Below are 25,015 nucleotides of genomic sequence, written 5' to 3'. Positions count from 1 at the left end.
GACCGCTGGGCCGGAGTCGGCGTTCGGGTGACCCCCGGGCATGCCGGACCGGCCCAGCGGGCCGTCTGCACCAGATCTCTCCACCCTGCGCAACCGGTTGGCCCCCTCAGCGGTCGTACCGGAGGGACAACAGTGGGCACAATTGACCTGGCACGCTCCCGGCCCTCGGCCAGGAGTGGTCCAGCGACTTTCCCGGGACCGGGGCGACACAAGGGGAGGCATGACCACGGTGGCTGATGGCACCAAGGCGGTCGTCGACACGGCGGAGGCGGACGAAGCGGCGGACGAGGCCGCACTGGCCCTGGCGATCGACGAACTCGTGGACGGCTCCGCGGACGAGCCCGCATCCGAGGCCGACACCGCAGTAGGCACCGCAGTCGGCTCCGAGCCGGACGGCCCGGCCGCGACCGGCCCGCTGGAGCCGCTCGCCGAGGAGCCCGCGGCGCAGGAGTCGGTGGCGCAGGAGTCGGTGGCGCAGGAGTCGGTGGCGCAGGAGTCGGTGGCGGAGGAGACCGCCGAGACCACCGCCCCGCTGTCGGCCGACGAGATCGCGGTCGAACTGGCCGCCGGCGCGGCCATCGCCGCCGCCACCGCCGCCGGCAAGGCCAGGGCGGCCGCGAAGGCACTCTCCAAAGCACCCTCCAAGGCCGCGAAGGCCCCCGCCAGGACCGCCCCGGAGGCAACCGGTCCCCACGACACCGGCACCCTCCCGCGCACCCTCCCCGCTCCCCTGCGGCACAGCGGCGACACCATCGGCGGCCGGTACCGGCTGGAGGAGTGCATCTCCCAGACCGAGACGTTCAGCAGTTGGCGCGCGGTGGACGAGAAGCTGCGCCGGGCCGTCGGCGTCCACCTGCTGGCGGCCGGCCACCAGCGCGCCCGCGCCGTACTGGCCGCCGCCAAGTCCGCCGCGCTGCTCGGCGACCCGCGCTTCGTGCAGGTCCTGGACGCGGTCGAGGAGGACGGCCTGGTCTACGTCGTACGGGAGTGGCTGCCCGACGCGTCCGACCTCGCCAAGCTGCTCGCCACCGGCCCCATGGAGCCGTACGACGCCTACCAGATGGTCCGCCAGGTGACCGACGCCATCGCCACCGCCCACCGGCGCGGCCAGGCCCATCTGCGGCTCACCCCGCGCTGCGTGCTGCGCACCGAGGGCGGGCAGTACCGGATCAACGGCATCGCCGTGGACGCCGCCCTGCGCGGCCTGCCGACCGAGGAGGCCACCCGGGACGACGAGAGCGGCGAGCTCGCGGACACCCGCGCCATCGGCGTCCTGCTCTACGCCGCGCTGACCCACCGCTGGCCCTTCCCGGAGGACCGCTACGACCTCCAGGGCCTGCCCAGGAGCCTCGGCTGCGTGCCCCCCGACCGGGTCCGGGCGAACGTCCACAAGGGCCTGTCGGAACTCGCCGCGCGCGTCCTGTGCGAGCAGCCGCCGCACCACGCCACCCCGATCACCACGCCCGAGGAACTGGCCAAGGCGATCGCGCTGATGCCCCGCATCCGCCAGCCCGAGCCGGAGCTGCCCGCCTTCACCCCGCCCCGCCGCACTCCTCCCGTGCAGGGCCCGGTCCCGGCGACCGCCCCGACGTTCCGCACCCCCGTACCGCAGCTCCCCTACCCGCCCAGGCCCCGCAGGCGCCGCCTCCGGCGGGCGCTCAAGGCGACCGCCTGGACGGTCGCGCTGGCCGCCGTCGGGTTCTCCTCCTGGCAGCTGGTCGGACAGCTGCGCGGCACGGCCACCGCCAACCCGACCGCCAGCATCCAGCCCGACGCCGTGCACTCGCCGAGCAGCGAACCGGTGGCCGTCGCCAACGGCAAGCCGGTGGCGATCGCCGACGTGAAGTCCTTCAACCCGCAGGGCTCCGCCCTGGAGCACGTCGAGGCGCTGCCGAACACCCACGACGGCAACCCCGGCACCAGCTGGGCGACCCAGGGCTACTTCGAGCAGTTCCCCAAGCTCAAGGAGGGCACCGGGCTGCTGGTCGACCTCGGCTCGCCCCAGCAGGTGAGCGCGGTCGACGTCCAGTTCGTCGGCACCACCAAGGTGGAGCTGCGGGTGCCCACGACGCAGGCCGCCACCGCACCCGGCCAGCCCGGCGACTACACCACGATCGCCCAGGGCAACGGGAAGGACCTGCAGCCCACCGCCCCGGTGACCACGCGCTACCTCTTGCTCTGGCTGACCGCTCTCCCCAAGGATGGGGACGGCCTCTTCCGGGGACAGGTCTCCGAGATCAAGGTCACCGGCTGACCGACGGCAGGCCGGGCGACACCGACGAAGGGGTGGGAGGGGTGGGGACGGCGCAAGCCGAGGACAGCGACGCCACTCTGCTGGCCCAGCACGTCGCCGGCGACCGGGATGCCTTCGGGCTGCTGGTGCAGCGCCACCGCGACCGGCTCTGGGCCGTGGCCCTGCGCACCCTGGGCGACCGCGAGGAGGCCGCCGACGCCCTCCAGGACGCGCTGGTCTCCGCCTTCCGCTCCGCCCACACCTTCCAGGGGCGCAGCGCCGTCACCACCTGGCTGCACCGGATCGTGGTGAACGCCTGCCTCGACCGCGCCCGCCGCACCGCGACCCGCCGCACCGGCCCGCTCGACGACGACCCGCAGCGCCTCGACACCCTGCTCGGCAGCTCCGAGGCGGCCGATCACCCGGTCGTCCGTGCCGAGGTCCGACGCGAGGTGACGGCCGCTCTCGACGCCCTGCCCGCCGAGCAGCGCGCCGCGCTCGTCCTCGTCGACATGCAGGGCTACTCCGTGGCGGAGAGCGCGGAGATGCTCGGCGTCCCGGTCGGTACCGTGAAGAGCCGCTGTGCCCGCGGCCGGGCCCGGCTGCTGCCGCTCGTACGCCACCTGCGGGAGGGCGGCGCAGGCACCACCGGCGGCGCTGTTTCACGTGAAACAGCGCCGGACGGGAACCCGTCCGCACCGCGGCCCGTCACAGCAACGGACACCGGCAGCGACCCGGTACTGGAAGGAGATGCGACCGCGCGATGACGCCCCACACCTCCCCCCAGCCTCCGGCCGGACCGCACCCCGGAATCGACGACCTCGCGGACCTCGCCGAGGGCCTGACCGAGAGCCCCGCCGCCGCCGGAGCACTCCGCGCCCACCTCGACGGCTGCCCGGAGTGCCGCGACACGCTCGCCGCCCTCACCGAGGTCCAGGAGCTGCTCGGCGCGGTGGAGACCCCGCCGATGCCCGCGGACGTCGCGCTGCGCCTGGACGCCGCCCTCGCGGCCGAAGCCGCCGCTCCCCGCACCGCGGCGGGCCCCGGGCACCCGGCCCCGCTCCGCCCAGGCCCGGCCCGCACCGCCCCCACGGCCCCGCCCGGCGGCCCCGGCGGCGGCCCCGGCCGCCCCCGCCCCGCCGGGCGCCTGCGCCGTCGCACCGCCCTGCTGGGCGGCGCCGTCGCCCTCGCGGCCGCAGTGCTCGGCGCCGTGCTGCTCAGCCCCGTGGGGCCGGGGCAGCACAGTGACAGCGCGGCCGGGTCCGCCTCCGTCGCCACCACGCGCGAGCCCGCCGCCACGGCGCCCGGCGCCGCGATCGGCCCCGGCACCGCAGGCACACCGGCCCTCCCGGGCACGGCCGGCGGTGCCGAAGCCCCGGGGGCCCAGCACCCCGCCGCGGCAGCCGGTACGGCCTACCGCGCGGACACCCTCCCGGCGCAGATCCGGCAGCTGCTGGGCGCGGGCGAGGACACCGCCCCGCCCGCCGGCGACAAGGGCGCCACGACCCCGGCGGCGGCCGGCCCGTGCGCCCCCGCCGTCCCCTCCCCCCTGCTGGCCACGGACCACGGCACGTTCGAGGGCAGGCCGGTGGACGTCCTGGTGTACGCCACCCCCGGTGACCCGGACCTGCTCGACGTGTACCTGGTCGACCCCGGCTGCCCGGCCGGCCCGGATCCCGTCCGGCTGCACCGCGCCGTCCCGCTCCGCTGACCGCCGCCGGCCGGGCCGCAGCCGCCCACCCACCGACACCGGACGGCCCACACTGCGGGCACCTGGTACGGATCCGGCGGGGAATGCGGGAGACTGGTCAGTCGTTGTCCCGGGCGGCGGAGCAGGACCGCCCTCCCCGCTAGCGCGGGTCGCGATGCGAACCAGGAGATGCAGTGAGCGACGTCCGTAACGTGATCATCATCGGTTCCGGCCCGGCCGGCTACACGGCCGCGCTGTACACCGCCCGAGCCTCGCTCAAGCCGCTCGTCTTCGAGGGGGCCGTCACCGCCGGCGGCGCCCTGATGAACACCACCGAGGTGGAGAACTTCCCCGGCTTCCGGGACGGCGTCATGGGCCCCGAGCTGATGGACAACATGCGGGCGCAGGCCGAGCGTTTCGGTGCCGAGCTGGTCCCGGACGACATCGTCTCGGTCGACCTCACCGGCGACGTCAAGACCGTCACCGACTCGGAGGGCAACGTCCACCGGGCCCGCGCCGTGATCGTCACCACCGGCTCGCAGCACCGCAAGCTCGGCCTGCCGCGCGAGGACGCGCTCTCGGGCCGGGGGGTTTCCTGGTGCGCCACGTGCGACGGCTTCTTCTTCCGCGACCAGGACATCGCGGTGGTCGGCGGCGGTGACACCGCGCTGGAGGAGGCGACCTTCCTCTCCCGCTTCGCCCGCAGCGTCACCGTGATCCACCGCCGCGACAGCCTGCGCGCCTCCAAGGCGATGCAGGAGCGGGCCTTCGCCGACCCGAAGATCAACTTCGCCTGGGACAGCGCGGTCGAGGAGATCCACGGCGACCCGAAGCTGAGCGGCGTCACCCTGCGGGACACCACCACCGGCGAGACCCGTGAGCTGGCCGTCACCGGCCTCTTCATCGCGATCGGCCACGACCCCCGCACCGAGCTGTTCACCGGTCAGCTCGACCTGGACGCCGAGGGCTACCTCAAGGTCGAGGCCCCCTCGACCCGGACGAACATCCCCGGTGTCTTCGGCGCCGGTGACGTCGTCGACCACACCTACCGCCAGGCGATCACGGCCTCCGGCACCGGCTGCTCCGCAGCGCTGGACGCCGAGCGCTACCTCGCCTCGCTGGCCGACCTGGAGGCCCAGGCCGCCACCGTCGCGGTCTGACCCGGCTCTCCACCCGATCCACCCGCCGGGCGGGTGCGTGTTCCACGTGCGGCTCCGCCCCACGCGCACGCACCCCCGGCGGCCGGGGCAGAAACATAACCGCCCCGGTCGTTGTTGTCCTGGCAGCAACCTTCGTCCGTGACCCTTAGGAGCTCCCGTGGCCGGCGCCACCAACATCGTGACCGACGCGTCCTTCGAGGCCGACGTCCTCAAGAGCGACAAGCCCGTCCTGGTGGACTTCTGGGCCACCTGGTGCGGCCCGTGCCGTCAGATCGCCCCGATCCTCGAGGAGATCGCGGGCGAGCACGGCGACAAGCTCACCATCGCGAAGCTCGACGTCGACGCCAACCAGCAGACCGCTGCGACGTACAACGTCATCTCGATCCCGACGATGATCGTCTACAAGAACGGCGAGCCGGTGAAGTCCATCACCGGTGCCCGTCCGAAGGCCGCGCTGCTGCGCGAGCTGGCCGAGTTCCTCTAGGCCCGCCCGGCCGTCCGACGGACGACCTGGACATGACGGTGGCCGGGATCCCCTGTGCGAGGGGAGCCCGGCCACCGTCATGTCCGGCAGGCCCGGGACGGCTCAGAACGGTCGCAGGGCCGGCTCCTTGCGGGCGCCGCCGAGCAGCCGCTCCAGCGCCACCTCCATGTCGCCCTTCCAGGAGACCGTCGCCCGGGCCTCCAGCCGCAGCCGCGGGTAGCGGTAGTGCGGCCGGACGGTCTTGAAGCCCACCGCGAGCAGGTGCTCGGCCGGCAGCACACAGCTCGGCCGCTCCGGTCCGAGAGCCCCGAAGGCCTCGATCGCCCGCACTCCCCGTCCGATCAGGTCCTTGACGACCGTCTGGACGAGCACCCGGCCCAGCCCCTGCCGCTGGTATCCGGGGAGCACCCGGCTGACCATGAGCAGCACCGCGTCGGGTGACACCGGGCTGGTCGGGAACGCCAGCGAGCGGGGGACGTACGCGGGCGGGGCGTACAGCAGGAAGCCGGCCGGGACACCGTCCACGTAGGCGATCCGGCCGCAGGAGCCCCACTCCAGCAGCACGGCGGAGATCCAGCCCTCCTTCTCCAGCTCCGGCTTCCCACTCTCGACGGCCTCCTTGGCGCTGACCGGATCCAGCTCCCAGAAGACGCAGGAGCGGCAGGTCGCCGGCAGGTCCGCGAGGTTGTCCAGCGTCAGCGGGGCGATCCGGCGTCCCATGCCCCGCACCTCCTCGTCCGCACTGTCCTCATGTCGAGCATCCCCCCTCGGACCGCCCGGTCCACATGCCGATGGGTGCATGTTTCACGTGAAACACGGCCGGCGAGGCCGTGTCCCCTGTGAAGCATGCACCCATCCGGCCCGGCTGCGGGCACACCCGCCCGGGCCTCGGCCGCTCAGCTCTGCGACAGCCGCAGCCCGTCGTCGCCGGGCGCCAGGCTGTCCAGGATGCGGTTCAGGTCCTCCACCGAGGCGAACTCCAGCACCACCTTGCCCTTGCCGAGCTTGCCGCCGCGCTGCGAGACCTCGACCTTGACCCTGGTCTCGAACCGGTCGGAGAGCCGCCCCGCCAGATCGTTGAAGGCCGGCGAGAGCAGCTTGCCGGCCTTCGGGCCGTTCGGCCGCTGCGGCTTCTCCTCACGGTCCATCAGCTTGACGATCTCCTCGGTGGTGCGCACCGAGAGACCCTCCGCGATGATCCGCTTCGCCAGCTGATCCTGCCTCTCGCCGTCCGGCACACCCAGCAGCGCACGGGCGTGCCCCGCCGTGAGGACACCGGAGGCGATCCGGCGCTGCACCGCGGGCGAGAGCCGCAACAGCCGGAGCGTGTTGGAGACATGGGAGCGCGAGCGGCCGATCCGGTCGGCCAGTTCGTCGTGCGTGCAGGAGAAGTCGCGCAGCAGCTGGTCGTAGGCGGCGCCCTCCTCCAGCGGGTTCAGCTCGGCCCGGTGGAGGTTCTCCAGCAGCGCGTCCAGCAGCAGCTTGTCGTCCTCGGTGGCCCGGATGATCGCCGGGATCTGCTCCAGACCCGCCTCGCGGGAGGCGCGCCAGCGCCGCTCCCCCATGATGAGCTCGTAGCGCTCGGCGCCGACCTGGCGCACCACCACCGGCTGGAGCAGGCCCACCTCCTTGATGGAGGCGACCAGCTCGGCCAGCTTGCCCTCGTCGAAGACGTCGCGGGGCTGCCGGGGGTTCGGGGTGATCGAGTCCAGTGACAGCTCCGCGAACCGGGCGCCGTCGACCGGCAGCAGGGTGCCGCCGTCGGCCGGCTCCGGCTCCGGCTGCTGCGTCGCCTGCGCCTCCAGCTCACGGACGCTCTCCGCCGCGGCCTTGGCCGCCACCGTGCCCCGGCCGGACGGCAGCAGGGGCACGACCGCCGGCCCGTGCTCGGCCGGGGGTGCCGGAATCCCGGCGGCGTCGCCGGGCGCCGGCTCCGCCGTCCGGGGCGGTGCCACCGCGCCGGACGCGGCGGCCGCCGGGATCAGCGCCCCGAGTCCTCGTCCCAGACCTCTGCGACCACTCACCGATTGCCCTCCGTCGTGCTGTGCTGAACCATCTGGGCCGGCGCCGCGACACCGCTGCGTTGCTGCCCGACCGCGCCGGTCGCGGCGGGCTGGGCCCGGAAGGCCAGCTCGCGAGCCGCCTCCAGGTACGACAGCGCGCCGGTGGAACCCGGATCGTACGTCAGCACGGTCTGCCCGTAGCTCGGCGCCTCCGAGATCCGGACCGACCGCGGGATGGCGGTCTGCAGCACCTCCTGCGCGAAGTGCGTCCTGACCTCCTCCGCGACCTGCGCGGCGAGCCGGGTGCGGGCGTCGTACATGGTGAGCAGGATCGTGGACACGTGCAGCGTCGGGTTGAGGTGCGCCCGGACGAGTTCCACGTTGCGCAGCAGCTGGCCGAGGCCCTCCAGCGCGTAGTACTCGCACTGGATCGGGATCAGCACCTCCTGCCCGGCCACCAGGGCGTTGACCGTCAGCAGGCCGAGCGAGGGCGGGCAGTCGATCAGGATGTAGTCCAGCGGCTGCTCGTACGCGGCGATCGCGCGCTGCAGCCTGCCCTCCCGGGCCACCAGCGAGACCAGCTCGATCTCGGCGCCGGCCAGGTCGATGGTCGCGGGGACGCAGAAGAGCCCCTCGACGTCCACCACCGGCTGCACCACGTCGGCCAGCGGCTTGCCCTCGACCAGGACGTCGTAGATCGACGGCACCTCGGCATGGTGGTCGATCCCGAGCGCGGTCGAGGCGTTGCCCTGCGGGTCGAGGTCCACCACGAGGACGCGCAGTCCGTGCATGGCGAGTGAGGCCGCCAGGTTGACGGTGGTGGTGGTCTTCCCCACCCCGCCCTTCTGGTTGGCCACCACGATCACGCGGGTGGCGGCCGGCCTGGGAAGCCCCTCGCCGGCCCGTCCGATGGCCTGCACCGCGGCCTGGGCGGCACGCGCGATGGGCGTGTCATCGATCTGGTCGATGGTCTCCGAGTCCTGCATGGGGGTCAGTGTTTCACGTGAAACCGGAGCGGCAACAGTCGCCGCCCGGCTGCGACCTAGGATTCCGGAAAGCAGGGAGCGACGTTTCACGTGAAACACCATGCCCGCTATGTCGGAAATCTGACGCTGCGACACTCCGGTCGTCCGATGTCACCCTGATGGCCACCCGTGGGTCTCCGGACGGTGGGCCGGCCGCAGAACCGGGCGGGCGCGGGCAAGGGAACGGGCGGGTGGCCCCGGGGCCACCCGCCCGTCCGGACGATCACACTGTGGAGCGGTACCGGTCAGCGCCGCCGACGGCCCGCGCCACCACGGCCGCGCTCGGGCGCCTTGCCGGTGGTCGAGCGGCCCGCCCGGGCCGCCCTGGCCCGCCGGGTCGCGGCCTTCACGCCGCCGGGGCTCTCCCCCGCCTGGACCTGGATCACCCGGGTCGAGGTCTCCAGCGTCCCCTCCCCCACCGAGATGACCGACCAGGAGACCGCACCCAGCTTGGTGAGTCCCGCCCGGGTGTCGGCGAGCTCCTGCTCGGCACTGTCACCCTTGAGGGCCAGCATCTGCCCGTGCGGGCGCAGCAGCGGCATGCCCCAGCCGGCCAGCCGGTCCAGCGGCGCCACCGCGCGGGCGGTGACGATGTCCACCGCGAGCTTGCCGACCATCTCCTCGGCCCGGCCGCGCAGCACCGTGACGTTCTCCAGGCCGAGCTCCCGGACCACCTCCTCCAGGAAGGTGGTCCGGCGCAGCAGCGGCTCCAGCAGGGTGACCGAGACGTCGGGCCGGGCCAGCGCGACCGGAATGCCGGGCAGCCCGGCGCCGGAGCCGACGTCGCAGAGCGAGGCCCCGACGGGCAGCAGCTCGGCCAGCACGGCGCAGTTCAGTACGTGGCGGTCCCAGAGCCGCGGCACCTCGCGCGGGCCGATCAGCCCCCGCTGGACCCCCGCCGTGGCGAGCAGCTCGGTGTAGCGCACCGCGGACTCGAAACGGTCCCCGAAGATCGCCCGCGCCGCCGCCGGCGCCTCGCCGGGCCCCACCGCGCCCTCGGCGGCTGCCTCGCCGCCCTCGGGAGCCCCACTCTCCGTGTCCATCTCAGCCTCTCCGCTCACCGATTCCACCGACCCGCACTACAGCACCGTTTCACGTGAAACATCTCTCGCCAAACGGTGCACTCCGCAAAGGAGACGACGACCCCGCCCGCACACGGCGGACGGGGTCGGACCTCATCGTGGCCCCCGGCCAGCGATGCCACCGGTGTCAGCCCGGCAGGACAACCACGAAACGCTCGGGCTCCTCGCCCTCGGACTCGCTGCGCAGTCCGGCCGCGGCGACCGCGTCATGGACGACCTTGCGCTCGAAGGGCGTCATCGGCCGCAGCTTGACCTGCTCGCCGGTGCTCTTCACCTGCTCGGCCGCCTCGGCGCCCAGGGCCGCCAGCTCGGAGCGCTTGCGGGCCCGGAAGCCGGCGATGTCGAGCATCAGGCGGCTGCGCTCGCCGGTCTCCCGGTGGACGGCCAGCCGGGTCAGCTCCTGCAGGGCCTCCAGCACCTCGCCGTCCTGGCCGACGAGGCGCTGCAGCGAGCGGTCGTTGCCCTCACCGACGATGGAGACCAGGGCGCGGTCGCCCTCGACGTCCATGTCGATGTCACCGTCGAGGTCCGCGATGTCGAGCAGACCCTCCAGGTAGTCGGCCGCGATCTCGCCCTCCTGCTCCAGCCGCGAGATGAGGCTGTCGTCGGCGCCGGCCTCGGCCTCGACCTCGGCAGCGGAGGTGGTGGTGCCTTCCGTCACTGATGGACTCCTTCGGAAGTGGGGCCCAGGTTGGTGGGCCGGGGAACGAAGATCGGGGAGACGTCCGGTCAGGACTTCTTCTTCGGCCGCTGGCCGCCCTGGCCGCCGCGCTTCGGCTGCTGGCGGGTGCCCTGCCGGACGGCTGCCTGCTTGGGCGCCGGCTTGGCCGGGTCCTGCTTGGCGGTCGTCCCGGAGTCGGCCGGCGCGGCGTCCTCGGGCTCGGCCGGCTGCGCCTCGTCGTCCTTGGTCAGGCTGGCAGGCGCGCCGACGGTGCCCTGGGCCCGCTGGGCCTTGGTGAGCTTGCGCGGCTGCTGGCGGCGGACCTGGACCGACTCCTCGACGACGGACTCGGCGGAGGCGGTCTTGTTGGTGGGGGCCGGCAGCAGGCCGAACAGCTTGCCCTTGATCACGGTGCCGTCCGGGTTGAGCCGGCCGGCCTTCTTCAGGCGGGCCTGGCGCTCGTCCCAGGCCTGGCTGCCGGGCGTCGGGTTGTTGCGGATGACGATCAGCTGCTGGCCCATGGACCAGATGTTGGTGGTCAGCCAGTACACGAGGACACCGACGGGGAAGTTGATGCCCATCACGGCGAACATGATCGGGAAGACGTACATCAGCATCTTCTGCTGCTGCATGAACGGCGTCTTGACCGTGAGGTCCATGTTCTTGGTCATCAGCTGGCGCTGGGTGATGAACTGCGAGGCGGACATCAGGATGATCATCACGGCGGTGACGATCTTGACGCTGACCTCGTTGCTGCTCAGGAAGGTGGCGGACAGCGGCGCGCCGAAGATGTGCGCCTTGCCGGCGCTGACCAGCAGGGCGCCGTCGATGACACCGATCGGCTTGTTCTTGGCGACCGAGGCGAGCACGCCGTAGAGGGCGGTGAAGAACGGCGCCTGAACGATGATCGGAAGGCAGCTGGAGAACGGGTTGGTGCCCGCCTCCTTGTACAGCTTCATCATCTCTTCGGACTGGCGCTGCTTGTCGTTCTTGTAGCGCTCCTGGATGGCCTTCATCTTCGGCTGGATCGCCTGCATGGCCCGGGTCGCCTTGATCTGCTTCACGAAGAGCGGGATCAGGCAGATCCGGATGACGATCACCATCGACGCGATGGCGAGACCCCAGGCCCAGCCGCCGTCCGGGTCGAAGACGTGGCTGTACAGCGAGTGGAACTGGACGATGATCCAGGACACCGCTGTGTACAAGGGGTTCAGGAAGGAGAAGGTCACCGGTCAGGCTCCTTGGACATTGGGATTGGCCGCCGGGCCAATGGTCGCCGGGCCCTCGGGCTCCGGGCCGGCGGAAGGCTCGTGCACCGGCGGTCCGGCGACGGCCCTGCCACGGGAGTTCAACAGGTCACGCAGCCGGCGGTGCCACACCGGGTGCTTGCGCGCCGGTACGTGGTCCACCCCGCCGGGTGTCCACGGGTTGCAGCGCAGGATGCGCCACGCGGTCAGGCCGCTGCCCTTGACGGCACCGTGCACCCGTACGGCCTCGTAGCCGTAGTGGGAGCACGACGGGTAGTAGCGGCAGACCGGACCGAGCAGCGGGCTGATGGTCCACTGGTAGACCCGGATCAGACCCATCAGCAGGTACTTCATCGCCCTGCTCCTGTCGCCGCGGTGGCGGTCGGCTCCACCCGGAGCAGCCTTTTCAGTGCCGCGTCCAGGTCATGCTCAAGATCGTGGTACGAGGCGGACCCCGCGGGGGGGAGTGCGCGCACCACTATCAGGCTACCGGCGGGCAGCCTGGACAGACGATCACGGACCAGGTGCCGCAGACGGCGCTTCACCAGGTTGCGCACGACCGCGGAACCCACGGCCTTGCTCACGACGAAACCCGCACGCGCCGAAGGAGTCCCCTCGGCGACGTGCGGGTGGAAGTCGCTCGTCCGGTCGGCCTGCCCCCTGGGGTCACCATCTCTGCTGAGATGGACGACCAGCAGGGGCCGGCCGGCCCGGCGACCGCGTTTCACCGCGGTCGCGAAGTCCTGGCGCCGCCGCAGCCGGTTCTCGGAGGGCAGCACAACAGACTCTGGCGCGGATCAGGCGGAGATGTTGGTACGGCCCTTGGCGCGGCGGGTCGCCAGGATGGCGCGGCCGGCGCGGGTACGCATCCGCAGCCGGAAGCCGTGGGTCTTCGCGCGACGACGGTTGTTCGGCTGGAAGGTGCGCTTGCTCACTCGGGGGCTCCTGGGGTGAATCGTAGGATGACGGGGGGTCGCTTGGCCGTCACCGTGCGTCCGCGTGATCTCCCTTTTGGATCAGGGATTCCGGTCCGTCTTCCCAGGTCTGCTGGGTTTCTGGACAATCCACGGCGCCCGTGCTGCGCGCCCTATGTGAAGCGGGTGGACCCGCGGACATGCGGCAGCGGCCATCGACAACTCGACCTGGTTACGGTACGCGGCGGCGGGTCCGGGGGTCAAACCGGGTGTCGGCACGCCCCGGGGCTGCGGGTTCGCGTTCGCCCACAGCCTGTGGACAACGACTTGAATCAGCTCTGCCCGCTGACTACCGTTGCAGGACTTGTCTGGTTTGTTCTTCGATCCTTCTCCGATCAACAGTTCTGGATCCATCACCCCCTGCTGGAGCCGCGGGGAACCGAGAAAGCGTGCACCAGTGGCTGAAGTCAACAGCGATCTCGTCCCGGTCTGGGCGAGGGTCGTCGAGCGGCTGGTCAACGACCCGGATGTCGGTGACAAGGACAAGCAGTGGGTGCGGCGCACCCAGCCGATGTGGATGATGCACGACACCGCCCTGCTCGCGGCACCGAACGAGTTCGCCAAGCAGGTGCTGGAGGGCCGGCTGCTGCCGCTGCTCAGCGACGCCCTGAGCCGCGAGTTCGGCCGCCCGGTCCGGATCGCGGTGATGGTCGACGCCAACGCCGTCCCGCCGGCCAGCGCGCCGGTCGTCCCGCAGCCGGAGCCCGGCCAGCCCGCCCAGGGCGCCGACGACGACCGCCAGGGCTCCGGCCAGGACCACCCGGCCGACTGGTCCGAGCAGCAGTCCGCCCAGCCCCCCTACCGCGACGAGCAGGGCTACCGCTCCGGCCGGCCGGAGGCGTACCCCCCGGCCGGCGGCGAGTACGGCCGCCCCTACGACCGCTCCTACGACCAGGGCTACGAGCGCGGCCGGTACGACACCGCCGGCTACGAGCAGCGGCCGGCCCCGTACGGCGGCGCCGCGCAGTCCTGGCCGCGCTCCGAGGGCGGTGAGCCGGGCTGGGACAGCCAGGGCGGCTACCCGGGCCAGGACCAGCCGCCGCGCCCCGGCTACCGCGAGCAGGGCGAGCACCCGGGCAACCCGGCGAACGCCCAGGGCGACCTCTTCGGCGGCGCGTACGGGCCCCCGGCCGGAGAGCAGGGCCGCCCCGGCGGCCGCCGCTCCCCCGGTGCCCCCGGCCGGCCCGACCACGAGGCGCCGGACGCCGGCCCGCTGCTGCCCGACAACCGCCGCCGCGCGGCCCCGGGCGGGCGGCCCCAGGTCCAGCCACCCGAGCGCTCCGCCCGCCCCGGACTGCCGGAGCGCAGCCCGAGCCCGGGTGTGCCCGCCCCGCCCGGCGCTCCCCCGGCCGGCGGCTCCCGCAAGGACGAGCCGGCCGCCCGGCTGAACCCCAAGTACCTCTTCGACACCTTCGTCATCGGCGCGAGCAACCGCTTCGCGCACGCGGCGGCGGTGGCGGTCGCCGAGGCCCCGGCCAAGGCGTACAACCCGCTCTTCATCTACGGCGAGTCCGGCCTCGGCAAGACCCACCTGCTGCACGCCATCGGGCACTACTCGCGCAGCCTCTTCCCGGGAACCCGGGTGCGGTACGTGAGTTCGGAGGAGTTCACCAACGAGTTCATCAACTCGATCCGGGACGGCAAGGCGGACGCGTTCCGCAAGCGGTACCGGGACATGGACATCCTGCTCGTGGACGACGTGCAGTTCCTGGCGAGCAAGGAGTCCACGCAGGAGGAGTTCTTCCACACCTTCAACACCCTGCACAACGCCAACAAGCAGATCGTGCTCTCCTCGGACCGGCCGCCCAAGCAGCTGATCACGCTGGAGGACCGGCTCCGCAACCGGTTCGAGTGGGGGCTGATCACCGACGTCACCCCGCCGGAGCTGGAGACCCGGATCGCGATCCTGCGCAAGAAGGCGATCCAGGAGCAACTGAACGCCCCCGCCGACGTGCTGGAGTTCATCGCCTCCCGGATCACCCGCAACATCCGGGAGCTGGAGGGCGCGCTGATCCGCGTCACGGCGTTCGCCAACCTGAACCGCGCGCCGGTCGACCTGGAACTCGCCGGGATCGTCCTGAAGGACCTCATCCCCGGCGGCGACGAGGACGCCGGGCCGGAGATCACCGCGCAGGTCATCATGCAGCAGACCGCCGCGTACTTCGGCCTGGGCGTCGACGACCTGTGCGGATCCTCGCGCAGCCGAGTACTGGTGACGGCCCGTCAGATCGCGATGTACCTCTGTCGCGAACTCACCGACCTCTCACTGCCGAAGATCGGCGCGCAGTTCGGCGGCCGCGACCACACCACGGTGATGCACGCCGACCGCAAGATCCGCTCGCTGATGGCCGAGCGCCGCTCGATCTACAACCAGGTCACGGAGCTGACCAACCGCATCAAGAGCTAGCCGCACAGCGGCGGTTGAGGCATCCACAGGGGTGTCGGGGCAGGGTCCCCGGCGCCCCTTCCGCATGTCCCGCGGGGCGCCCGCGCCGGCCGCCCCGCGAGCGGTCCCCGGGCACCGGGCCGGCCGGGCACAACGGCTGCCGTACGGGGTGTAGAGCGGCGCCGGGCGGGCAGGATCACCTCGGCGGACGATCCGCCAGGCCGGCTGCCGCGCCGAACATCTGACCAAGGATTCGAACAGGTCGGGCGGGCAGGGCCGTCATCCACAGGTACGGGTGTTTTTCCCCGTCCACAGCCTGGGGAGCCGGAAGTTATCCCGAATTCCTCCACAGGTGCGGCGCCGCTACGCTCTTCAGCGCAGGTCAGCTGCCTGTGTACTTGTGCACAACCGTTGTCCACAGGCTGTGGACAACGAATGGGCCGTCAGGGGGCCGTTCGGGTTGTCCACCGCTCGTCCCCAGGGCCGGACGGGTTATCCCCAACTTCTCCACAGCCGTGTCCACAGTTCGACAACATTGGGGCTCCGTTCATTCGCCGGTGTGAAAGCCGTCACGTAACGTTGACCGGGCCCCGTGGATAACCCGGCCGCGATCTGGGGACGGGCCTGGGGATAACCTGTGGATACACAGCGTGTGCTGTGGGTAACGCTCCGCCGTCCACAGCGGGCCCTGGTTATCCACCGGTGCCGTCCACACCCACTGTGGACAAAAAACGTGGTCTGACCTGCGAAAACAAGGTTATCCACGGTATCCACAGGCCCTACTACTACCACTACACCTATAGACCCCTGAAGATGCTTAACAGTGGGGTGGGCCGAAATCTGTGGACAAGCCGGTCCCGACATCTGTTCGGCCTGCTTCCGCCCGTCTGCCCCGTCTGTCGGTGGAGTACGTCAGACTGTCCTTCGGCAACCGGATGCGGAGTGGCAGCGCTCGGCGGGCAGGTGCCACTCAGACGATCAAGACGAATCAGAGACCTGCGAGCGACAGCTCGCGTCCAGGAGGCGGTTACCGGTGAAGTTCCGGGTGGAGCGTGACGTCCTCGCGGAGGCGGTGGCCTGGGCTGCTCGCAGCCTCCCGGCGCGGCCGCCGGTGCCGGTGCTGGCCGGCCTGCTGCTGACGGCCCAGGAGGGCCGCCTGGCCCTCTCCGGGTTCGACTACGAGGTCTCGGCTCGGGTCGAGCTGGAGGCGGACGTCGAGGAGTCCGGCACCGTCCTGGTCTCCGGGCGGCTGCTGAACGACATCTCGCGCAACCTTCCCAACAGGCCTGTGGAGATCTCCACCGACGGCCAGCGGGTCAGCGTGGTCTGCGGCAGTTCCCGGTTCACCCTCCCCACCCTCCCGGTGGACGAGTACCCGGCGCTGCCCCAGATGCCCACCGCCACCGGCACCGTCCCGGGCGACGTCTTCGCCTCGGCGGTCGCCCAGGCCGCGGTCGCCGCCGGCCGTGACGACACGCTGCCGGTGCTCACCGGCGTCCGGGTCGAGATCGAGGGCGACCGGATCACCCTGGCCGCCACCGACCGCTACCGCTTCGCCGTCCGCGACCTGATGTGGAAGCCCGAGCAGGCCGACATCTCGGCGGTCGCGCTGGTGCCCGCCAAGACCCTCCAGGACATCGCGAAGTCCCTGGGCAGTGGCGACACCGTCTCGATCGCGCTGGCCTCGGGCGGCGCGGGCGAGGGCCTGATCGGCTTCGAGGGCGCCGGCCGCCGGACGACCACCCGCCTGCTGGAGGGTGAGTTCCCGAAGTTCCGCAGCCTCTTCCCGACCGAGTTCAACGCGGTCGCGGCGATCCAGACCCAGCCCTTCCTGGACGCGCTGAAGCGCGTCTCGCTGGTGGCCGAGCGCAACACCCCCGTCCGGCTCAACTTCGAGCAGGGCGTCCTGACGCTGGAGGCCGGCTCGGGCGACGACGCCCAGGCGACCGAGCGGATCGACGCGGACCTGGAGGGCGACGACATCTCGATCGCCTTCAACCCGGGTTACCTGGAGGAAGGCCTCAAGGCCATCGACTCCGCGTACGCGCAGCTCAGCTTCACCACCTCGACCAAGCCCGCCCTGCTCAGCGGCAAGCCCGCGGTGGACGCCGAGGCGGACGAGGCCTACCAGTACCTGATCATGCCGGTCCGCCTCTCCGGCTGACCGGTCGAAGCCGCCGGCCCCGGCCGGTCACCCTCGCTGTACCCACAGGCTGTGCACAACCTGTGGACGGCCTCCGCCGGTCAGCCGACCGGCGGAGGCCGCGCCGGTTGTGTCGGCGCCCCGCCCGCCCGGGGCGGACCCGCTCCCGGCGTAGGCTCAATCTGTGCGGCAACGGCGCCGCCGTAAAGGCACGTCACCACAGGTAAGGATTGGTCATGGAGCTCGGCCTCATCGGTCTCGGCAAGATGGGCGGCAACATGCGCGAGCGGATCCGCCGCGCCGGCCACACCGTCATCGGCTACGACCGCAACCCCGACGTCTCCGACGTCGCCAGCCTGCAGGAGCTCGTCAACAAGCTCCAGGGCCCGCGCGTGGTGTGGGTGATGGTCCCGGCAGGCGCCGCGACCCAGGCCACCGTCGACGAGCTCGCCGAGCTGCTCTCCCCCGGTGACGTCGTCGTCGACGGCGGCAACTCGCGCTGGACGGACGACATCAAGCACGCCGAGTCGCTGGCCGCCAAGGGCATCGGCTTCGTCGACTGCGGTGTCTCCGGCGGCGTCTGGGGCCTGGAGAACGGCTACGCGCTGATGTACGGCGGCGACGCCGAGCACGTCGCCAAGGCCCTCCCGGTCTTCGAGGCGCTCAAGCCCGAGGGCGAGTTCGGCTCGGTCCACGCGGGCGCGGTCGGCGCGGGCCACTTCGCGAAGATGGTCCACAACGGCATCGAGTACGCCATGATGCAGGCCTTCGCCGAGGGCTGGGAGCTGCTGGAGGCGGCCCCCGAGGTCACCGACGTGCGCGAGGTCTTCCGCAGCTGGCAGGAGGGCACGGTCATCCGCTCCTGGCTGCTCGACCTCGCCGTCCGCGCGCTGGACGACGACGAGCACCTCGCCCAGCTCAAGGGCTGGGCCGCGGACTCCGGCGAGGGCCGCTGGACGGTCGAGGCCGCCATCGACCACGCGGTGCCGCTGCCCGCGATCACGGCCTCGCTGTTCGCCCGCTTCGCGTCCCGCCAGGACGACTCCCCGCAGATGAAGATGATCGCCGCGCTGCGCAACCAGTTCGGCGGGCACGCGGTCGAGAACAAGTAAGCCGGCGGCAGGCCCAGAAGGCGAGCGCAGTCCACACCCATGCATGTAGCGCATCTGTCGCTCGCCGACTTCCGCTCGTACGCCCGGGCCGAGGTTCCCCTCGACCCGGGCGTGACGGCGTTCGTGGGCCCCAACGGCCAGGGCAAGACCAACCTGGTGGAGGCGATCGGCTACGTCGCCACCCTGGGCAGCCACCGGGTGGCCACCGAAGCCCCGCTGATCCGGCTCGGCGCCGAGCGGGCCGTCGTCCGCACCTCGATCACCGCGGGCACCCGCAGCACCCTGGTGGAGCTGGAGATCACCCCGGGCAAGGCCAACCGGGCCCGGATCAACCGCTCCGACAACGTCCGCCCGCGCGACGTGCTGGGCCTGCTGCGCACCGTCCTGTTCGCCCCGGAGGACCTCTCGCTGGTCAAGGGCGATCCGGGTGAACGGCGCCGGTTCCTGGACGAGTTGCTCACCGCCAGGGCCCCGCGGCTGGCCGGGGTGCGGTCGGACTACGAGCGGGTGCTGAAGCAGCGCAACGCCCTGTTGAAGACGGCCGCGATGGCCCGCCGGGGCGGTGGCGGCAAGGGCGGCGACCTCTCCACCCTGGAGATCTGGGACGGCCACCTGGCCCGCGCCGGAGCCGAGTTGACGGCCTTCCGGATCCAACTGGTGGCCGCTCTGCAGCCGTTGGTGCACCAGGCGTACGAACAACTGGCCCCCGGTGCCGGTGAGACGGTGCTGGAGTACCGCAGCTCCTTCGAGGGCGAGCTGCCGGCCAGCCGCGAGCAGGCCGAGGAGCAGCTGCTCGGGGCGCTGCTGGCGGCCCGCAAGCAGGAGATCGACCGCGGCCTGACCCTGGTCGGCCCGCACCGCGACGAACTGGTGCTGCGACTGGGGCCGCTGCCCGCGAAGGGCTACGCGAGCCACGGTGAGTCCTGGTCGTACGCGCTGGCCCTGCGGCTGGCCTCGTACGAGCTGCTGCGGGCGGACGGCGGGGAGCCGGTGCTGATCCTGGACGACGTGTTCGCGGAGCTGGACGCCCGGCGCCGGGACCGGCTGGCGGAGCTGGTGGCGGGCGGCGAGCAGGTCCTGGTGACGGCGGCGGTCGCCGAGGACGTCCCGAAGGCGCTGTCGGGTGTGCGGTTCGCGGTCGCGGACGGTGAGGTCCGCCGGATCGACCGGTGACCCCGGTAGCGGGTTCGTGGATCTCCTGTGTGCCGTGCCCCGCGAGCCCGCGGGACTCGTAAGCTGGACGGCCTGTCCACAGCCTGGGGAAAAGGAGATCGTCGTGAGCGATCCGGTGCAGCAGTCCCCCGAGCCCTCGGGCGTGGACCTGGCGCGGGTCGCGCTGCGGGCCGCCAAGGAGCAGGCGCGCAAGCGCGGCGAGCAGGTCCGGGAGAAGCGTGAGGCCAAGCGGCACGGCCTGCGCAGCGGCGCCCGCGCGGACGGGCGGGACCCGGTGCCGCTGGGAGCCGCGCTGAACCGGCTGATCACCGAGCGCGGCTGGGAGGCGCCGGCCGCGGTGGGCGGGGTGATGGGGCGGTGGCCGCAGATCGTCGGGCCGAACATCTCGGCGCACTGTGAGCCGAAGCACTACGAGGAGGCGACGGCCGTGCTCACCGTCCAGTGCGACTCGACCGCCTGGGCCACCCAGCTGCGCCTGCTGGCCCGCCAGCTGGTGGCGCGGCTGAACCACGAACTGGGGCACGGCACGGTGAAGACGATCAAGGTGCTGGGCCCGGCGGCGCCGGTCAGAGGGTACGGGCGGCTGCGCGCGCCCGGGAGCAAGGGGCCCGGCGACACCTGGGGGTGAGCCCGGCTCCGCCGGTGCCGTCCGCAGCGGGCGGACGGTCGTCCTCTGGAACCGCTGACGGCCCTTTTGAGCGGTCTGGGCCCCCCGGGCGAGTATCGGGACATGTCCAGAGGGTGTTTCGGGCTGCATATCTGCCCTCAGGGGCTGCCAAACGCCCATCTCTGTCAGTCGTACCGGTAGACTGAAAGCCAAACACTGTTGCTTGTAGCAACCGAGTCGAACCGCCGTGGTCGCACGCTCTCCCGTCCAGTGGGAGAACATGCGGCCCGTGCTGTGCCAGAGAGGGCGCTTCGTGGCCGATTCCGGCAACTCCAGCCAGAACCCAGAACCCGTCGACCCGGCGACCGGGAAGTCCTACGACGCCAACGCCATCCAGGTGTTGGAGGGCCTCGACGCCGTCCGCAAGCGCCCCGGCATGTACATCGGCTCGACGGGCGAGCGCGGGCTCCACCACCTCGTGCAGGAAGTGGTGGACAACTCCGTCGACGAGGCCATGGCCGGCCACGCCGACACCATCGACGTGACGATCCTGGCCGACGGCGGGGTCCGGGTGGTCGACAACGGCCGCGGTATCCCGGTCGGCAACGTCCCCGGGCAGGACAAGCCGGCCGTCGAGGTCGTGCTGACGGTGCTGCACGCGGGCGGCAAGTTCGGCGGCGGCGGCTACGCCGTCTCCGGCGGTCTGCACGGAGTCGGCGTCTCGGTGGTCAACGCGCTCTCCACCCGCCTGGCGGTGGAGATCCACACCGAGGGCCACCGCTGGACGCAGGAGTACAAGCAGGGCGCCCCGACCGCACCGCTGGTGAAGCACGAGGCGGTCGACCGGACGGGCACCAGTGTCACCTTCTGGGCCGACCCGGACATCTTCGAGACGACCGTCTACTCCTTCGAGACGCTCTCGCGCCGCTTCCAGGAGATGGCCTTCCTGAACAAGGGCCTGACCATCGCCCTGACGGACGAGCGCCCGGAGCACCTGGACGAGGACGGCAAGCCGCTCTCCGTCACGTACAAGTACGACGGCGGCATCGCCGACTTCGTGACGCACCTCAACTCCCGCAAGGGCGAGGTGATCCACCCCTCCGTGATCGACTTCGAGTCGGAGGACAAGGAGAAGACGATCTCGGTGGAGATCGCCATGCAGTGGAACTCCTCGTACACCGAGGGTGTCTACAGCTTCGCGAACACCATCCACACGCACGGCGGCGGCACCCACGAGGAGGGTTTCCGCGCGGCGCTGACCGGGCTGGTCAACCGCTACGCGCGGGACAAGAAGCTGCTCCGCGAGAAGGACGACAACCTCTCCGGCGAGGACATCCGCGAGGGTCTGACCGCGATCATCTCGGTCAAGCTCGGCGAGCCGCAGTTCGAGGGCCAGACCAAGGACAAGCTGGGCAACACCGAGGCGAAGACCTTCGTCCAGAAGGTGGTGCACGAGCAGCTGAACGACTGGCTGGACCGCCACCCGACCGAGGCCTCGGACATCATCCGGAAGTCGATCCAGGCGGCCACCGCCCGGGTCGCGGCCCGCAAGGCGCGTGACCTCACCCGCCGCAAGGGCCTGCTGGAGAGCGCCTCGCTGCCGGGCAAGCTCAGCGACTGCCAGTCCAAGGACCCGGCCGAGTGCGAGATCTTCATCGTCGAGGGCGACTCCGCCGGCGGCTCCGCCAAGCAGGGCCGTGACCCGCGCACCCAGGCGATCCTCCCGATCCGCGGCAAGATCCTGAACGTCGAGAAGGCCCGGATCGACAAGGTGCTGCAGAACACCGAGGTCCAGGCACTGATCTCGGCCTTCGGCTGCGGCATCCAGGAGGACTACGACGAGTCCAAGCTCCGCTATCACAAGATCGTCCTGATGGCGGACGCCGACGTCGACGGGCAGCACATCCGCACGCTGCTGCTGACCCTGCTGTTCCGCTTCATGCGCCCGCTGGTCGAGTCCGGCTACGTCTACCTGGCGATGCCGCCGCTCTACAAGATCAAGTGGGGCCGGGACGACTTCGACTACGTCTACTCGGACCGCGAGAAGGACTCCGTGATCGCCGCCGGTCTCGCGGCCGGCCGCCGGCTGCCCAAGGACGACGCCATCCAGCGCTTCAAGGGTCTCGGCGAGATGAACGCCGAGGAGCTGCGGATCACCACCATGGACCAGGCGCACCGGCTGCTGCAGCAGATCACCCTGGAGGACGCGGCCCGCGCCGACGACCTCTTCTCCGTCCTGATGGGCGAGGACGTCGAGGCCCGCCGGTCCTTCATCCAGCGCAACGCCAAGGACGTCCGCTTCCTGGACGTGTGACGGGGCCCGCCCCCGCCGCCACGTACCAGTCACGCGTGAAAGGAAACTGACCACCAGTGGTCGACGAGAACCGTCCTGACGGCGAGCAGCCGGACAGTACCGCCACCGATGTCTTCGTCTCCCGGGTCGAGCCGATCGAGCTCGAGACCGAGATGCAGCGCTCCTACCTCGACTACGCGATGAGCGTGATCGTCAGCCGCGCGCTGCCCGAGGTCCGCGACGGCCTCAAGCCGGTGCACCGGCGCGTCCTGTACGCGATGTACGACGGCGGGTACCGCCCCGAGAAGGGCTACTACAAGTGCGCCCGCGTCGTCGGCGACGTGATGGGCAACTACCACCCGCACGGTGACACCTCGATCTACGACACCGTGGTCCGCCTGGCCCAGCCGTGGTCGCTGCGGATGCCGCTGGTGGACGGCAACGGCAACTTCGGCTCCCCGGGCAACGACCCGGCGGCGGCCATGCGCTACACCGAGTGCAAGATGATGCCGCTCGCCATGGAGATGATGCGCGACATCGACGAGGAGACCGTCGACTTCGCCGCCAACTACGACGGCCGCTCGCAGGAGCCGACCGTCCTGCCGGCCCGCATCCCCAACCTGCTGATCAACGGTGCCACCGGCATCGCGGTCGGCATGGCGACCAACATCCCGCCGCACAACCTGCGCGAGGTCGCCTCCGGCGCGCTCTGGGCGCTGGAGCACCCCGAGGCCTCCAACGAGGAGCTGCTGGAAGCCCTGATCGAGCGGATCAAGGCCCCGGACTTCCCGACCGGTGCGCTGATCGTCGGCCGCCGCGGGATCGAGGACGCGTACCGCACCGGCCGCGGCTCGATCACCATGCGCGCGGTGGTGGAGGTCGAGGAGATCCAGGGCCGCCAGTGCCTGGTGATCACCGAACTGCCGTACCAGGTCAACCCGGACAACCTGGCGCTGAAGATCGCCGACCTGGTGAAGGACGGCAAGGTCGCCGGCATCGCCGACGTCCGCGACGAGTCCTCCTCGCGCACCGGCCAGCGCCTGGTCGTCGTGCTCAAGCGCGACGCCGTCGCCAAGGTGGTGCTGAACAACCTCTACAAGCACACCGACCTGCAGACCAACTTCGGCGCCAACATGCTGGCCCTGGTCGACGGTGTGCCGCGCACGCTCTCGCTCGACGCCTTCATCCGGCACTGGGTCAACCACCAGGTCGAGGTCATCGTCCGCCGCACCACCTTCCGGCTGCGCAAGGCCGAGGAGCGGGCGCACATCCTGCGCGCGCTGCTCAAGGCGCTCGACCTGATCGACGAGGTCATCGCGCTGATCCGGGCCTCGGACAGCGCGGACGCGGCCCGCAGCGGCCTGATGGGCCTGCTGTCGATCGACGAGCTGCAGGCCAACGCGATCCTGGAGATGCAGCTCCGCCGGCTGGCCGCCCTGGAGCGCCGCCGGATCATGGACGAGCACGACGAGCTGCAGCGCAAGATCGACGAGTACAACGCGATCCTCGCCTCCCCGCCGCGCCAGCGCGAGATCATCTCGGAGGAACTGACCGCGATCGTCGAGAAGTACGGCGACGAGCGGCGCTCCACCCTGATCCCGTTCGACGGTGACATGTCCGTCGAGGACCTCATCGCCGAGGAGGACATCGTCGTCACGATCACCCGTGGCGGCTACGTCAAGCGCACCCGCAGCGACCTCTACCGCTCGCAGAAGCGCGGCGGCAAGGGCGTCCGCGGCGCGCAGCTGAAGCAGGACGACCTGGTCGACCACTTCTTCGTGACGACCACGCACAACTGGATCCTCTTCTTCACCAACAAGGGCCGGGTCTACCGCGCCAAGGGCTACGAGCTGCCGGACGCCGGGCGCGACGCCCGCGGCCAGCACGTGGCCAACCTGCTGGCCTTCCAGCCGGACGAGCACATCACCCAGGTGATGGCCGTGCGCACGTACCTGGACAAGCCGTACCTGGTCCTCGCGACCCGGGCCGGCCTGGTCAAGAAGACCCCGCTCAAGGACTACGACTCCCCGCGCTCCGGCGGTCTGATCGCGATCAACCTGCGGACGGACGAGCACGGCAACGACGACGAGCTGATCGGCGCCGAGCTGGTCTCCGCCGACGACGACCTGCTGCTGGTGTCGCGCAAGGCGCAGTCCATCCGCTTCACCGCGACCGACGAGTCGCTGCGCCCGATGAGCCGGGCCACCTCCGGGGTGAAGGGCATGTCGTTCCGCGAGGACGACGAGCTGCTGTCGATGAACGTCGTCCGCGAGGGCACCTTCGTGTTCACCGCGACGGACGGTGGCTATGCCAAGCGCACCGGGGTGGACGAGTACCGTGTCCAGGGGCGAGGCGGCTACGGCACCAAGGCGGCGAAGATCGTCGAGGGCCGCGGCTCGCTGGTCGGCGCCCTGGTGGTCGACTCCACGGACGAGATCATGGCGATCACCCTCTCGGGTGGTGTAATCCGCACCAGAGTTTCGGGCGTTCGTGAAACCGGACGTGACACGATGGGCGTCCAACTGATCAACCTCGGAAAGCGCGACGCGGTGGTGGGCATGGCCCGCAACGCGGAGGCGGAGGACGAGGAGACGGCGGAGGACGAGGCCATCGCGGCCGGGTCCGGCGACGTCATCGAGACTGTAGAGACTGCAGAAGGCACGGCGACGGCGGACGGCGAGGACGTCCAGGCCTGATCCCGGGCCCCCGGCAGCCGGCACCGCCACGCTCCCCGCGTGGCGG

The 25,015-nt window shown here is 71.5% G+C and carries 21 protein-coding genes; 12 read left to right on the top strand and 9 right to left on the bottom strand.

Features of this window, described 5'->3' with window-relative positions:
• Window positions 1–220 precede the first annotated feature (220 nt).
• The 5 genes from ACFUK0_RS24990 (at window position 221) to trxA (ending at window position 5,567) form a co-directional block, all read left to right on the top strand.
• Window positions 221–2,254, top strand: coding sequence for a protein kinase family protein (locus ACFUK0_RS24990; RefSeq protein WP_380253858.1), 2,034 nt, complete (start codon window positions 221–223; stop codon window positions 2,252–2,254).
• 41 nt (window positions 2,255–2,295) lie between these two features.
• A complete protein-coding gene (gene sigM / locus ACFUK0_RS24985) occupies window positions 2,296–3,000 on the top strand; it encodes an RNA polymerase sigma factor SigM (RefSeq protein WP_380253856.1) in 705 nt (234 codons plus the stop codon).
• On the top strand, window positions 2,997–3,944 hold the full coding sequence (locus ACFUK0_RS24980; RefSeq protein WP_380253854.1) for a hypothetical protein: 948 nt from the start codon (window positions 2,997–2,999) through the stop codon (window positions 3,942–3,944). Before sigM ends, ACFUK0_RS24980 begins: the two co-directional genes overlap by 4 nt.
• Window positions 3,945–4,117: 173 nt before the next feature.
• Window positions 4,118–5,083, top strand: a complete 966-nt coding sequence (gene trxB, locus ACFUK0_RS24975; protein WP_380253852.1) for a thioredoxin-disulfide reductase — start codon at window positions 4,118–4,120, stop codon at window positions 5,081–5,083.
• A 157-nt stretch (window positions 5,084–5,240) separates the two neighbouring features.
• The gene (gene trxA / locus ACFUK0_RS24970) at window positions 5,241–5,567 is read left to right on the top strand and encodes a thioredoxin (protein ID WP_380253850.1); all 327 of its coding nucleotides are present in this window, start codon (window positions 5,241–5,243) and stop codon (window positions 5,565–5,567) included.
• A 102-nt stretch (window positions 5,568–5,669) separates the two neighbouring features.
• Here trxA and ACFUK0_RS24965 read toward each other — a convergent pair whose 3' ends face one another.
• From ACFUK0_RS24965 to rpmH, 9 genes are all read right to left on the bottom strand, one after another.
• The gene (locus ACFUK0_RS24965) at window positions 5,670–6,287 is read right to left on the bottom strand and encodes a GNAT family N-acetyltransferase (protein ID WP_380253848.1); all 618 of its coding nucleotides are present in this window, start codon (window positions 6,285–6,287) and stop codon (window positions 5,670–5,672) included.
• Between the two features lie 176 nt (window positions 6,288–6,463).
• Window positions 6,464–7,591, bottom strand: a complete 1,128-nt coding sequence (locus ACFUK0_RS24960) for a ParB/RepB/Spo0J family partition protein (protein WP_380253846.1) — start codon at window positions 7,589–7,591, stop codon at window positions 6,464–6,466.
• Window positions 7,588–8,556, bottom strand: coding sequence for a ParA family protein (locus ACFUK0_RS24955; RefSeq protein ID WP_380253844.1), 969 nt, complete (start codon window positions 8,554–8,556; stop codon window positions 7,588–7,590). The genes ACFUK0_RS24960 and ACFUK0_RS24955 overlap by 4 nt, the downstream gene beginning before the upstream one ends.
• Window positions 8,557–8,840: 284 nt before the next feature.
• Entirely contained in the window at window positions 8,841–9,638 is a 798-nt protein-coding gene (rsmG, locus tag ACFUK0_RS24950) for a 16S rRNA (guanine(527)-N(7))-methyltransferase RsmG (protein ID WP_380253841.1), read from the bottom strand.
• Window positions 9,639–9,804: 166 nt separating this feature from the next.
• Entirely contained in the window at window positions 9,805–10,338 is a 534-nt protein-coding gene (locus tag ACFUK0_RS24945; protein ID WP_380253839.1) for a protein jag, read from the bottom strand.
• A gap of 68 nt (window positions 10,339–10,406) precedes the next feature.
• The gene (gene yidC, locus ACFUK0_RS24940) at window positions 10,407–11,567 is read right to left on the bottom strand and encodes a membrane protein insertase YidC (RefSeq protein ID WP_380253837.1); all 1,161 of its coding nucleotides are present in this window, start codon (window positions 11,565–11,567) and stop codon (window positions 10,407–10,409) included.
• 3 nt (window positions 11,568–11,570) lie between these two features.
• Window positions 11,571–11,939 (bottom strand): membrane protein insertion efficiency factor YidD, encoded by a 369-nt coding sequence (gene yidD, locus ACFUK0_RS24935; RefSeq protein ID WP_380253835.1) that lies wholly within the window; start codon window positions 11,937–11,939, stop codon window positions 11,571–11,573.
• On the bottom strand, window positions 11,936–12,364 hold the full coding sequence (gene rnpA / locus ACFUK0_RS24930) for a ribonuclease P protein component (RefSeq protein WP_380253833.1): 429 nt from the start codon (window positions 12,362–12,364) through the stop codon (window positions 11,936–11,938). The genes yidD and rnpA overlap by 4 nt, the downstream gene beginning before the upstream one ends.
• An 18-nt stretch (window positions 12,365–12,382) precedes the next feature.
• On the bottom strand, window positions 12,383–12,520 hold the full coding sequence (gene rpmH, locus ACFUK0_RS24925; RefSeq protein WP_035799375.1) for a 50S ribosomal protein L34: 138 nt from the start codon (window positions 12,518–12,520) through the stop codon (window positions 12,383–12,385).
• 436 nt (window positions 12,521–12,956) lie between these two features.
• On the opposite strand from rpmH, the gene dnaA reads away from it, so the two are divergent.
• The 7 genes from dnaA to gyrA all read left to right on the top strand — a co-directional run bounded on the left by dnaA (window position 12,957) and on the right by gyrA (window position 24,969).
• Complete coding sequence (gene dnaA, locus ACFUK0_RS24920; protein ID WP_380253831.1) at window positions 12,957–14,966, top strand: chromosomal replication initiator protein DnaA; 2,010 nt, start codon at window positions 12,957–12,959, stop codon at window positions 14,964–14,966.
• Between the two features lie 1,012 nt (window positions 14,967–15,978).
• Window positions 15,979–17,109, top strand: coding sequence for a DNA polymerase III subunit beta (gene dnaN / locus ACFUK0_RS24915; protein ID WP_380253829.1), 1,131 nt, complete (start codon window positions 15,979–15,981; stop codon window positions 17,107–17,109).
• A 215-nt stretch (window positions 17,110–17,324) separates the two neighbouring features.
• Window positions 17,325–18,200, top strand: coding sequence for a phosphogluconate dehydrogenase (NAD(+)-dependent, decarboxylating) (gnd, locus tag ACFUK0_RS24910; protein WP_380253827.1), 876 nt, complete (start codon window positions 17,325–17,327; stop codon window positions 18,198–18,200).
• Window positions 18,201–18,239: 39 nt separating this feature from the next.
• Window positions 18,240–19,373, top strand: a complete 1,134-nt coding sequence (gene recF, locus ACFUK0_RS24905; RefSeq protein WP_380253825.1) for a DNA replication/repair protein RecF — start codon at window positions 18,240–18,242, stop codon at window positions 19,371–19,373.
• A 103-nt stretch (window positions 19,374–19,476) separates the two neighbouring features.
• Window positions 19,477–20,001, top strand: coding sequence for a DUF721 domain-containing protein (locus ACFUK0_RS24900; protein WP_380253823.1), 525 nt, complete (start codon window positions 19,477–19,479; stop codon window positions 19,999–20,001).
• A gap of 268 nt (window positions 20,002–20,269) precedes the next feature.
• Complete coding sequence (gene gyrB / locus ACFUK0_RS24895) at window positions 20,270–22,294, top strand: DNA topoisomerase (ATP-hydrolyzing) subunit B (RefSeq protein WP_380253821.1); 2,025 nt, start codon at window positions 20,270–20,272, stop codon at window positions 22,292–22,294.
• Window positions 22,295–22,350: 56 nt separating this feature from the next.
• The gene (gene gyrA, locus ACFUK0_RS24890) at window positions 22,351–24,969 is read left to right on the top strand and encodes a DNA gyrase subunit A (protein WP_380253819.1); all 2,619 of its coding nucleotides are present in this window, start codon (window positions 22,351–22,353) and stop codon (window positions 24,967–24,969) included.
• The last annotated feature ends 46 nt before the right edge of the window (window positions 24,970–25,015 follow it).

The organism is Kitasatospora sp. NPDC057223, assembly GCF_042669755.1.
Lineage (GTDB): Bacteria > Actinomycetota > Actinomycetes > Streptomycetales > Streptomycetaceae > Kitasatospora.
Note: the sequence above shows the minus strand (reverse complement) of the source record. Positions and strands in the feature narration are given on the sequence as shown.